This window comes from Frigoribacterium sp. RIT-PI-h, from assembly GCF_001297205.1.
Classification (GTDB): Bacteria; Actinomycetota; Actinomycetes; order Actinomycetales; family Microbacteriaceae; genus Frigoribacterium.
In genome coordinates this window covers 1-11,471 of record NZ_LHOZ01000019.1, presented here as the reverse complement: position 1 = coordinate 11,471, position 11,471 = coordinate 1, and the positions used below count along the sequence as shown (strand labels likewise).

Here is an 11,471-nt window from a genome sequence, read left to right as displayed (position 1 = left end):
GTCCCTACACTGGGCGAATGGCCGACGAACTCACCGACGAGGAGTGGGTCGTCTGGGACTCGTTCTACGCCATGAGACGGCGGCTCGACCGTGCCCTCGAACTCCGCCTGCAGAGCGATTCGGGCGTCTCCGCCCCCGAGTACGAGATCCTCGTCGGCCTGGGCCGGAGCAGCGACCGACGCTCGCGCGTGCGCGACATCGCCGAGCAGATCGGCTGGGAGAAGAGCCGGGTCAGCCACCAGGTCACCCGCATGGGGCGCCGCGGGCTGGGGCGGCGCGCCGAGTGCGCGTCCGACGCGCGCGGCACCTGGGTCGAGCTGACCCCTGACGGCCGTCGAGCCATGCTCGCCGCGACCCGGGGCCACACGGCCGCGATCAAGAGGTGCTTCGCGGACGTGCTCGGGGCGGACGCCGAGGTCGTCCAGGCGTTCTCGGGTCGTGTGCTCGACGCGATCGGCACGGACGCGTCACCCGACCCGCAGGGCTGACCCGCGCCTCCTCGGCGTCCCGTCGCGGAGGCGCGGCGCCCTCGGCCGGCGACCGCGTCAGTGGGCGCGGTGGTCCTGGATGGTCATGCGCGGGCCGAACCTCGGCTTCGAGAACCCGCTGCCCGTGATCAACCGCATGACGCGCTCACGGTGGCCTCGCCACGGCTCGAGCAGCTCGAGCATGCCGTCGTCGTCGACGGGGCGACCGATGAGCGCCCACCCGACCACGGCGGGCAGGCGGGAGCCGCCCCCGCCGGGGCTGCCGGGGGCGCCGCGGGCACGCCGGGGCGTCTCGGCGGCGGTCCAGACGCCCCCGCCGGGGATCGACCGGAGGCGCGTCGCGACCTCGTCGCCGCCGCGTCCGACCGACAGCGTGCGCTCGAGGGCGGGCGCCACGGCACAGACCCTCATGACGGTCGCCGACCGCTGGGGCCCGACACCGGCCCGGTGCCACTCCCAGCTCGGGATGCGACGCCAGCCCTGGGCGTCCGGCGGGACGACGAGCCCCTCGGGCGCCGGACCGGGGGCCGGCGTGCCGTGGCGACGCACGAGCTGCCGCCACGCGCGCCAGGCCTCGACGCTCGTGACCTTCTGCTCGAGGATCGCCGGGACGAGGGCCTGCAGCACGAGGCCGGTGCGGGTCAGGCGGAGCCCCGGCTGCCGCCGGCGGGCGTCGGCGAGGAACGCGTTCGTCGTGACGTCGAGCCCCGACCAGTCGTCACCCCGGCCGAGCAGCTCGGGTACGTGCTCGACCGCCCAGGCGGCACCCGGACCCCACGCGTCGGCGCGGACGGACGAGGAGGCGCGGCTCGCCGACACGCACAGCGTCGCCTCACCGGTCGGCGTGCGCAGTGCGAGCCACGTGCGGTCGCCGACGACACGGAAGGCCGGGTCGCCCGCGCCGCGGCTGAGAGGTCGGAGCGTCGCCCGGACGTCGATCGGACGGGCCGACGAGTACACCGTGCCGAGTCGGACGGCCGGTGACCCGGAGGCTGCGGGCACACCGCCGTCGGGGCCGGCGTCGGAGTCGGTCACGGCGATCTCGACCTGGTCCATGACGCGATGCTAGACGCTGCCCCCGACGGTGCCGAGCGCCCGGTCGCCCGGCGGGCGCGCGCGCGCACGAACGCGGCGCGGCCGGGCCGCCCCCGCCGGCGGCGCCGGGGGGGGCGGCCGGGGCGGCGCGGGAGAACGACCGCCACGAACCCGGCGTCAGCTCGAACCGGCACGACACGGCACCGTGGGCGAGGCGCGGCTCGAGGACGTCGAGCTCGTGCGAGAGAGCGCGGGACCGACCGGCCGAGACCGCTCGCCTGATGACCGGGGCCAGGCACGACAGGGTCGACAGCGTCACCGCGCGACCCTCTGCTCGCCCGACGACGGCGTCGAGTCGCCGCACGGCCGCGAGGGCGTCGGCGCCGCCGCCCCCGGCAGCCGACGCGAGATCGGCCGACCACGACACCAGCCCCGCGTACAGCTCGCGGGCCGCCACGACCCCCGCCGGCCCGGGCTGGGCGATGCGGGTGTACCTGTTCGGGGCGAGCTCGCCGAGACCCGTCCCGTCGAGCCGTTCGAGGGCGTGGCGGATCGGCGTCCTCGAGACGCCGAGCCAGGAGATGAGCTCGGCGTCGACGAGTCTCTCGTCGGGAGCCAGGGTGCCGTCGAGGACGGCCCTGAGGACGAGGTCGTGGACGTCGTCGCTGAGGCGGCGGCGCACCGGCAGGTCGTGCAGGCGCTGGCCGCCGTCGGCGGGGGGTGCCACTCGGGGACGGGACCCACCGACCGGCCTCGATGGATGTCGGCCGCCGGGGACCACGTCGGTTCGGTCGACGGGCCCGCACAGCGACGCGACCGACCGCACGAGGCCAGGGGTGAAGTCGGAGAGGCCGCCCTCCTCGAGGAGGCGTGCCGCGTCGGAGGCGAGCTCCGCCACCCGGACGAGGTCGGACGCCGGGAGCTCTCGCAGATGGGGGCGGAGCGGCAGACCGAGGCGACGCGCGTGACGGGCGGCGAGTCCGCTCGCCCGCAGCCCGGCCACCACGGACCACAGGTCGTCCCACGAGTCGGCGACGACGCAGGCGGCGGTGACCGCGGGGCTCGTCGGACCAGTGACGCAGGCGTCCGCCACGGCCCGCAGACCCTCGGCGATCTCGACGCGTTCGTGGTCTCGCGGGCCTCCGGCGAGTGAGTCGTGGGCGGCGGCGAGCAGGCCGCACCCGCTCGCGAGGAGGTCGAGGGCGGTCTCGCGCCGGGGGACCACGACGGAGGTCGACCGGCCACCGATCGACTCGACCAGCTGGACGTGCTCGAGCTTCGCGATGGCGACGCGGATCGGCGTGCGCGAGACCCCCAGCCAGTCCTCGCAGTCGGCGTCGCGGAGTCGTTCACCGGGCCGGAGGGTGCCGTCGAGGACGGCCTCGACGAGATGGTCGTAGACGGCGTCCTTGTGCAGGCGACGGGGGATGACCGGACGGGCGGGGGTGGGGACGGGCATCGGCGCCTCTCTGCTGGTGTCAGACATTCCAGTCGAAACGATAAGGCATTCATGCCCTGTGCGTCGAGCAGTGGGGGCCGAAAACTAGACTGCCGGGATGGCCACCCCGAAAATCGTGCTGTTCTACGCGTTCACCCCGCTGGCCGACCCCGAGGCCGTCCGTCTCTGGCAGCGCGACCTCGCGGAGTCCCTCGACCTCCGCGGGCGCGTGCTCGTCTCTCGTCACGGGGTCAACGGCACCCTCGGCGGCGACCTGCCCGACGTCAAACGGTGGCTGAAGAAGACCCGGCAGCATCCCGCCTTCGCGCAGCTCGACGTGAAGTGGAGCGAGGGCACCGGCGAGGACTTCCCCCGTCTGTCGGTCAGGGTGCGCGACGAGATCGTGACGTTCGGCGCCCCCGACGAGCTCGAGGTCGACGGGTCCGGCGTGGTGGGGACGGGCGCGCGCCTCTCCCCCGACGAGCTGCACGACCTCGTCGACCGCGAGCAGGTCACCTTCTTCGACGGGCGCAACGAGTACGAGTCGCGCATCGGCCGGTTCCGAGGCGCCGTGGTGCCCGACGTGGCCACCACCCGCGACTTCGTGGCCGAACTCGACAGCGGGCGCTACGACCACCTCAAGGACGAGCCCGTCGTCACCTACTGCACCGGTGGCGTGCGCTGCGAGGTGCTGTCGTCCCTCATGACGGCCCGCGGCTTCTCGCGGGTCTACCAACTCGACGGCGGTGTCGTGCGGTACGGCGAACGTTTCGGCGACGACGGCCTGTGGGACGGTTCGCTCTACGTCTTCGACGGTCGCGGCTCGGTCGAGTTCAGCGACCACGCGGCCGTGATCGGCCGCTGCGCGGTCTGCGGCGCCGCGACCAGTCGGATGCAGAACTGCGTCGACGTGCAGTGCCGGGAGCAACTGGTCGCCTGCGAGGGGTGCGGTGCGCGAGGCGACGTGACCTGCGACCGGCACCGCGCCTCCTCGGCGGTGACCGCCGGTGCTGTGACCGCCGGCGGACCTCCGGCGTAGGGTCCCCGGCATGACTGAGACCAACGACACCAAGAAGATCGGCGAGGTCCTCGACGCGGGCCGCATCGGCATCCTCACCACGCAGAGCAGCCACGGCCACCTCGTGAGTCGGCCCCCCGCGATCGTCGACCGCGACTTCGACGGCAAGGTGTACTTCTTCACGCGTGACCCCTCCCCGAAGGTCGACGACGTCAAGGCGCACCCGCAGGTGAACGTCGCCGTCGAGACCGGCAAGGGCTACCTGTCGCTCGCGGGCAAGGCGACGATCGTGAAGGACTCCGCGCTCGTCGACGAACTGTGGACGACCGGCGCCGAGGCCTGGTTCGACCAGGGCCGCGACGACCCGAGCGTCGCCCTGCTCGAGGTCGACGTCGACACGGCCGAGTACTGGATCAGCAACGAGCCGAAGGCCGTCACCCTGTTCAAGTACGCCAAGGCGGCCGTCACCGGTGGGCACCCGAAGAACGTCGCCGACACCGGCACCGTCTCGCTCTAGCCGAGGAGGCGCGGCGCGGGTCGTGCGGGACGGCCCGCGCCCCCGACCGCCCGCGTCCGACGGCCCGCGTCCGGGGTCGGCCCACGTCCGGTGTCGGGCGGTGGCCGATGCCGTGCGGTGGACGGCCGGATCAGCCGCAGGGGACGGTCTGGCCGTCGCCGTTCACGTAGTCGCCCGGGCCGAGCTGTGCGCAGGCCGTCGCGAGTTGCGAGTAGTAGTCGAGTGCCGCGATGGCGTACGCGAGGCTCAGGACGATGACGATCGAGGCGATCACCATGCCGGTCAGGGCGAGGGTGGCCGGTCGGCCGGCGGCCCGGGCGCGTCGCGCGGCCACGATGCCGAAGATGAGGCCGAGGGGCGCGAAGAAGACGCCGAAGACGATCGACGCGATCGCGAGACCGCGGCCCCCGTCGTCGGTGCGGGGCGGCGCCGACGACCAGTCGTCGTCGGCGGGGGAGAAGTACGAGCCGAGGCCGGCGTTCCCGGACCCGGCGGCGGGTGCCGCCCCGGGCGCCGGCCCCCAGACCTGACGACCGTCGGAGTCCCACGTGGGCGCTGCGGTCTGCTGCACGGCGGGCTGCGCCCCGACCGGCTGGGGGAAGAACGGCTGCTGACCGACGTGCTGCTGCGGGGCACCGGAGTGGTCGAGCGGCCAGGCGTGGTCGGCCGCGGCCGTCTCGGGGTGCACCGGCCGAGGGGGACCGAACGGGAACTCGCCCCGGTCGGGCTCGGTCGGCGTCGGCCGGGCGAAGCGTGCCCACGGCGACGGCGGACGCCCCGGCTGCTCGTTGCTCATGGAGGCGAGGGTAGTACGGCCGCCTGCGCGACCGGGCAGGGCGGCGACCGGCCCCGTGGACAGGTGTCGCGCCTCCTCGTGGTCCATGATGGTCTCGACCTCGGCCCGTCGATCGGGCCCTTCGATGCGATGGAGCCCCTCGATGCGAATCGGAATCCTCACCAGCGGTGGCGACTGCCCCGGTCTCAACGCGGTCATCCGCGGCGCCGTGCTCAAGGGCACGCAGATCCACGGACAGGAGTTCGTCGGTTTCCGCGACGGCTGGCGCGGTGTCGTCGACGGCGACGTGATGCCCCTCACCCGCAAAGAGATCCAGGGCATCGCCAAGCAGGGTGGCACGATCCTCGGGACGAGTCGCACGAACCCGTTCGAGGGCGACGGCGGCGTCGACCGCATCGCCGAGAACATGGAGCGCTTCGGCATCGACGCCATGGTCGCGATCGGCGGAGAGGGCACGCTGGCCGCGGCCAAGCGGCTGACGGACGCCGGGCTCAAGATCGTCGGCGTTCCCAAGACCGTCGACAACGACCTGGGGGCGACCGACTACACCTTCGGCTTCGACACCGCGGTCCAGATCGCCACCGACGCCATGGACCGCCTGCGCACCACGGGCGACTCGCACAGCCGTTGCATGGTCGCCGAGGTCATGGGGCGGCACGTGGGGTGGATCGCCCTGCACTCGGGCATGGCCGCGGGCGCCCACGCGATCCTCATCCCCGAGCAGGCGACGAGCATGGACCAGATCGTCGAGTGGGTGCAGTCGGCCTACGACCGGGGGCGCGCACCGCTGGTGGTCGTCGCCGAGGGCTTCGTGCCCGACCACGAGAGCGACGTGCACTCCGAGCGCGGCCTGGACGCCTTCGGCCGGCCGCGCCTCGGCGGCATCGGTGAGCGCCTCGCCCCCGTCATCGAGGAGCGCACGGGCATCGAGACCCGCGCCACCACGCTGGGGCACATCCAACGCGGCGGCACGCCCACGTCCTACGACCGCGTGCTCGCCACGCGACTCGGCATGGCGGCGAGCGACGCGGTGGTCGAGGGACGCTGGGGTCGCATGGTGGCCCTGCGAGGCACCGAGATCGTCCACGTCTCGTTCGAGGAGGCCCTCGACAGCCTCAAGGTCGTCCCGCAGACCCGCTACGACGAGGCCGCGATCCTCTTCGGTTGACGGGAGCCGGATCGGGGGCGGGCACGGCGTGGACGGGGTCCCCGCGAAGCCGTCGTCGGCTCGTCCCCAGGGTCGGCCACCCCGGCGTCGTCCCGGGTCCGTCGCTCAGGCGATGTGCGCGCGGCCGGACTCTGACAGGCTCGACACATGATCACGTTCATCGTGGTGGGGGCGATCGGACTCCTGCTCCTGCTCGTCAGCATCGTCGTGGGCGACCTGCTCGACGTCTTCGACGTCGGTGACGGGCTCGTCTCGGGCGTCGCCCTGGGCGCGGCCCTGGCCATCTTCGGGCTCGCCGGGGTCGTCACGTCGCAGACCGACCTCGCGGCGGGGTGGACGTACGCCGTCGCCGTCGGCATGGCTCTCGTCGCCCTCGTGCTGATCCAGCTCGTCGTCCGCCGTGTGACGCGTCGCGAGAGCGGTGGCCACTGGTCGCCCGTCGGGTTCGTCGGCGTCACGACCGAGGCCACCGGCCCGGCCGGCGGCGAGGTGCGGCTCGACGACGTCCGCGAGCTCGAACGGCGGCTCGCGACCAGCGACACGCGCATCGAGCGCGGCGTCCGCGTCCGTGTCGTGGCCGAGAACGGCCCGCGCGTGCAGGTCGAGGCGCTCGACGCCGACGGGGCCTCCGCGTCACGTGATCCCCAGACCAACTGAAAGGAAGCCCCGTGGACTTCATCTCCTCCAACGTCAGCGTCGTCGCCATCGTCGTCGCCGTCGTCATCGTGCTCGCCCTGCTGTCGTTCGTCGCCAGCCGCGTCCGCCGCGTCCCGCCGAACGAGGCGTTGATCGTGGTCGGCCGTGGCGCCGAACGCTCCGAGGGCGGCGGCATCTCCAGCCCGCAGAAGGTCATCATCGGCGGCCGCACCTTCGTCTGGCCGATCTTCCAAGAGGGCTTCAAACTGTCGCTCGAGCAGTACCAGACCCCGGTCGAGGTGCAGGCGATCGACGCCAACTACATCCGCACCGCGGTCAAGGCGACCGTCAACTTCAAGGTGACCGGCACCGAAGACGGGGTGCGTCGCGCCGCCCAGCGCTACCTGCTGCAGCAGCAGCAGCTGCCCGTCATCGTGCAGCAGTCGCTCGAGGGGTCGATCCGCGGTCTCATCGGCGGCCAGCCGGTCGACGACCTCGTCAAGAACTTCTCGCGGCTCGCGGCCGACGCCGTGAACGAGACCAAGGGCGAGCTCGCGGAGCTCGGCCTCCAGATCGAGACGATGAACATCCGCGAGATCGAGACGCCCGGCAGCACGTACCTGGCCGACCGCGGGCGTGCCGAGGCCGCCGTCGCCAAGCAGAACGCCGACGTCGCCGAAGCCGAGGCCGAGCGCATCGCCGCCCTGGCCCGCATCGGCAACACCCAGCAGACGGCCGAGCGCCAGCTGCAGCTCGACGTGCGCCAGGCCCAGATCAAGGCAGAGACCGACCGGGCACAGGCCGAGGCCGCCGCCGCCGGTGAGCTCGCCCGGGCCATGCAAGACAAGCTGGTCGCCGAACAAGAGAGCATCGCCGTCGCCGAGCAGGCCAAGGTCAACCAGGAGCGACTCAACATCGAGGTCCGTCAGCCCGCCGAGGCCGCGGCCTACGCGTCCGTGCAGAACGCCGAGGCCGAGCGCGACGCGGCCAACGCCGCCGTCGCGGCCGAGGCGGTCCGCCGCACCCCGCCCGCCGACGCCGCCCGCAACGCGGCCGAGAACGAGGCCGCGGCCGTCGAGGCGGCCGGTCGGGCCGAGGCCGCGGCGATCAAGGCCAAGGGTCTCGCCGAGGCCGAGGCGGTCGACGCCCTGGCCGAGGCGCAGGGCAAGTTCGGCCAGGCGGCGCTCGCGTCACAGGTCATCTCGCGCCTCCCCGAGATCGCCCGCGAGATGGCGGCCCCGATGGGCAACATCGACGCCCTGACGGTGGTGTCGCCGGACGGCGCCAACGAGCTGACCAAGTCCGTCGCCAACAACATGACGCAGCTGCAGGACGTCGTGAAGGCCACGACCGGGCTCGACCTCGTCAGCGCGCTGGGGGGCTTCCTCGGGGGCAAGGCCGGTGCGTCCGGCCCCGTCGATCGCGCCTGACCGCCCCTGGCCTCGCCTGATCGCGCCCGCGTAGCCTCGGTCGCATGCGTGCGATCGTGGTCGAGAAGGGCAGGGCCGCCGAGCTGAGAGAGCTCGACGAACCGATCGCCGGACCAGGTGACGTCGTCGTCGACGTCACCTGGTCGGGCGTCAACTACAAGGACGGGCTCGCCCTGCGCGGCGACCCCGGGGTGGCCCGGGTCGATCCACTCGTGCCCGGCATCGACCTGGTCGGCGTCGTGGCGTCCTCGGGCTCGTCCCGTTTCGCACCGGGCGACGAGGTGCTCGTCAACGGTGCCGGCCACGGCGAGACCAGGCCCGGCGGCTTCGCCGAGCGCGTCGTCGTCGACCCGGGCAGCGCCGTGCTGCTGCCCCGCGGCATCGAGGGTCGGCGGGCCGCCGCCATCGGCACGGCGGGTTTCACGGCGATGCTCAGCGTCCTCCGGCTCGAACGTGACGTCGGTCCCGACGACGGCGACGTCGTGGTGACCGGGGCGGCCGGAGGCGTCGGGTCGGTGGCGATCGCGGTGCTGAGCCGCCTCGGGTACTCGGTCAGCGCCTCCTCGGGTCGCGTCGCCGAGCAGGGCGACTACCTCCGCTCGCTCGGGGCCTCCACCCTGATCGACCGCGACGAGCTGTCCGGCGCGGGCAAGCCGATGCAGCGGGCCCGCTGGGCCGGCGGCGTGGACTCGGTCGGCAGCCACACCCTCGCCACCGTCCTGGCGCAGACCCGCTGGGGCGGCACCGTGACGGCCTGCGGGCTCGCCCAGGGGGCCGACCTGCCGACGACGGTGCTGCCCTTCATCCTGCGGGGCGTGACCCTGGCCGGCGTGAACTCGGTGGAGGCGCCGCTCGAGCTGCGGCAGCGCGCCTGGGACCGGCTGGCGCGAGACCTCGACCTCGACGTGCTCGACTCGATGACCGACGAGGTCGCCCTGGCCGACGTCGTGGACGCCGGCGAGGCGATCCTGGCGGGTCGGACCCGGGGCCGGACAGTCGTGCGCGTGGGCGGACCGCGAATCTAGAACTCCGGATCACCCATACGTACTCAGCCCACGGGTTTATGCTCGACATGTCGGCGACCGGTTCAGGGCCGGGTCGACGAACCCGACCGACCGCGGTGTCCCGCACCGTCGACCGTCGCCACCCATCCGCACACACGACGGAGGCCCCCGATGCCGATCCCTCAGAACGACGACCAGACTCCCGCTCCCCGCCGCCTGCTGCGCGACGTCGTCTACGACAAGATGTTCGCCGCGATCATCGACGGCACCCTCGAGTTCGGCGAACGCCTGAACGACGACCAGCTGGTCGCCTGGCTCGGCGTCTCCCGCACGCCCGTCCGCGAGGCCATCGCCAAGCTCGCCGACCAGGCCCTGGTCGACATCGAGGCCAACCGCTACACGCGCATCGTCGACCCCTCGTACGACGAGTTCGTCGACACCGTCGACGTCGGTTACGCCGTGTGGTCGCTGTTCGTCGAGCGCGCCGTGCCCAAGCTCGACAAGGCCCAGCGTGCCGAGGTCGTCGGCCTGCTCGACACCCGGGCCAAGGCCTTCAAGGCGAAGAAGGAAGAAGACATCGCGGGCCTCGTGCGGGCCAACGAGATCCTGCTGGCCGCGGCCGACAGCGAGTCGTTGACGCGCCTGTGGTCGAACACCGGCCCGCGCCTCCTGCTGCTGCTGCGTCGCCCGTCGGCCAACGGCATCTTCGACTACCCGCAGGCTCACGCTTTCACCGTGGCGTTCCGTGACGCCGTCAAGGCGGACGACGCCGAGGCGGCGGCCACCGCCGTGCGCGAGCAGCCCGCGCGCCTGCAGGGCCTCTTCGACCAGGTGCGCGAGGCGGGCATCTACCGCGCGTGACCTCAGCTCCCCCCGCGGCCGCCCCGGTGCCGCCCGTGCTCGACGTCGTCGACGCGCGGGTGACCCGGGGCGGTCGTGATCTGCTGCACGACGTGTCGTTGCGAGTCGACGCCGGGCAGCACTGGGCGCTGAGCGGCCCCAACGGGGCCGGCAAGACCCCGCTGCTGCCGTTGTGCGGTCCGCTCGGCCCCCCGACCGCGGGCACGGGCGACGTCCCCGGCCGCCGCCCCGGACGCGTCGAGCTGAGCGAGCTGCGCCGCCACATCGGCCACGTCGACCCCCGCCACCGCATGGTGGGCGACAACACCGTGCTCGAGGTCGTGCTGACCGGCTTCACCGGCAGCAGCGACCCGGTGCCCCGCTGGTCCCCCGCCGGCGAGCAGGAGGCGCGGGGCGTCGACCTCGTCGCCAGCGTCGGCCTCTCGTCCCGCATGCCTGCACGGTGGAGCGTGCTGTCCCAGGGCGAACGTGGTCGGGCACTGATCGCTCGCGCCCTGGTCTCGCAGCCGGCCCTGCTGTTGCTCGACGAACCGGCCACGGGGCTCGACGTCGCGGCGCGGGAACACCTGCTCGACACCGTCGACGAGCTGCGCACGGCCCACCCCGGGATGGCGTCGGTCACCGTCACCCATCACCTGGAAGACCTGCCGAGCAGCACGTCGCACGCCCTGCTGCTGCGCGACGGCGAGGTCTTCGCCACCGGCCCGGCCGACGAGGTGCTGACGTCCGACCTCGTGTCGGGCGCCTTCGACCACCCGCTCGTCATCGAGCGGGCCGAGGGTCGCTGGTCGGCCCGGGCCCGCCGCCGCTGAGCCGCCCGGTGCATCACGGCGCCACGCGTAGCCGCTGCCGGAGCGCCCACCGCCGGCCCACCCGGCCAGCCGGCCCTACGGCACCCCCCAGTCGGCGCCAGGCAACAAGAGCGCCTCGTTCGGGCTGGACTGGCAGACGAGCTACCGCACCCAGGTCGATTGGGGCATCTCGTACATCCAGAGCAGCTACGGCACCATGTGCTCCGCGTGGGCGCACTCGGTCGCGAACAACTGGTACTGAGGCGTCGGATCCGGCCGCAGGGGGCGA

General features: G+C 73.3%; 12 protein-coding genes. 9 read left to right on the top strand and 3 right to left on the bottom strand.

Annotated elements, in window-relative coordinates; all coding sequences use genetic code 11:
* Positions 1–17: 17 nt before the first annotated feature.
* Positions 18–488, top strand: a complete 471-nt coding sequence (locus AEQ27_RS01170) for a MarR family winged helix-turn-helix transcriptional regulator (RefSeq protein WP_054145017.1) — start codon at positions 18–20, stop codon at positions 486–488.
* 57 nt (positions 489–545) lie between these two features.
* On the opposite strand, the gene AEQ27_RS01165 is transcribed toward AEQ27_RS01170, so the two are convergent.
* Together AEQ27_RS01165 and AEQ27_RS18180 are read right to left on the bottom strand one after the other, a co-directional pair.
* Positions 546–1,307: a DNA-3-methyladenine glycosylase gene (locus AEQ27_RS01165; RefSeq protein ID WP_369813571.1), complete on the bottom strand. Its 762-nt coding sequence runs from the start codon at positions 1,305–1,307 to the stop codon at positions 546–548.
* Positions 1,308–1,320: 13 nt separating this feature from the next.
* A complete protein-coding gene (locus AEQ27_RS18180; protein WP_235450935.1) occupies positions 1,321–2,982 on the bottom strand; it encodes a GntR family transcriptional regulator in 1,662 nt (553 codons plus the stop codon).
* Positions 2,983–3,079: 97 nt separating this feature from the next.
* Between AEQ27_RS18180 and AEQ27_RS01160 the strand changes: the two genes are divergently transcribed.
* The gene (locus tag AEQ27_RS01160) at positions 3,080–4,000 is read left to right on the top strand and encodes a rhodanese-related sulfurtransferase (protein WP_054145015.1); all 921 of its coding nucleotides are present in this window, start codon (positions 3,080–3,082) and stop codon (positions 3,998–4,000) included.
* 10 nt (positions 4,001–4,010) lie between these two features.
* Positions 4,011–4,496, top strand: coding sequence for a pyridoxamine 5'-phosphate oxidase family protein (locus AEQ27_RS01155; protein WP_054145014.1), 486 nt, complete (start codon positions 4,011–4,013; stop codon positions 4,494–4,496).
* A gap of 130 nt (positions 4,497–4,626) precedes the next feature.
* On the opposite strand, the gene AEQ27_RS01150 is transcribed toward AEQ27_RS01155, so the two are convergent.
* Positions 4,627–5,292 carry a hypothetical protein gene (locus AEQ27_RS01150; protein ID WP_152970071.1) on the bottom strand — a complete coding sequence of 222 codons (666 nt, stop codon included), beginning with the start codon at positions 5,290–5,292 and terminating at the stop codon, positions 4,627–4,629.
* A 142-nt stretch (positions 5,293–5,434) separates the two neighbouring features.
* Here AEQ27_RS01150 and AEQ27_RS01145 point away from each other — a divergent pair, with 142 nt between their 5' ends.
* The 6 genes from AEQ27_RS01145 (at position 5,435) to AEQ27_RS01120 (ending at position 11,203) form a co-directional block, all read left to right on the top strand.
* Positions 5,435–6,460 carry a 6-phosphofructokinase gene (locus AEQ27_RS01145; RefSeq protein ID WP_054145029.1) on the top strand — a complete coding sequence of 342 codons (1,026 nt, stop codon included), beginning with the start codon at positions 5,435–5,437 and terminating at the stop codon, positions 6,458–6,460.
* A 147-nt stretch (positions 6,461–6,607) separates the two neighbouring features.
* A complete protein-coding gene (locus AEQ27_RS01140; RefSeq protein WP_054145012.1) occupies positions 6,608–7,117 on the top strand; it encodes an NfeD family protein in 510 nt (169 codons plus the stop codon).
* 11 nt (positions 7,118–7,128) lie between these two features.
* Positions 7,129–8,526 carry an SPFH domain-containing protein gene (locus tag AEQ27_RS01135; protein WP_054145011.1) on the top strand — a complete coding sequence of 466 codons (1,398 nt, stop codon included), beginning with the start codon at positions 7,129–7,131 and terminating at the stop codon, positions 8,524–8,526.
* 44 nt (positions 8,527–8,570) lie between these two features.
* On the top strand, positions 8,571–9,551 hold the full coding sequence (locus tag AEQ27_RS01130; RefSeq protein ID WP_054145010.1) for an MDR family oxidoreductase: 981 nt from the start codon (positions 8,571–8,573) through the stop codon (positions 9,549–9,551).
* A gap of 150 nt (positions 9,552–9,701) precedes the next feature.
* Positions 9,702–10,391, top strand: coding sequence for a GntR family transcriptional regulator (locus AEQ27_RS01125; RefSeq protein WP_054145009.1), 690 nt, complete (start codon positions 9,702–9,704; stop codon positions 10,389–10,391).
* Complete coding sequence (locus AEQ27_RS01120; protein ID WP_235450934.1) at positions 10,388–11,203, top strand: ABC transporter ATP-binding protein; 816 nt, start codon at positions 10,388–10,390, stop codon at positions 11,201–11,203. The genes AEQ27_RS01125 and AEQ27_RS01120 overlap by 4 nt, the downstream gene beginning before the upstream one ends.
* Positions 11,204–11,471: the final 268 nt, after the last annotated feature.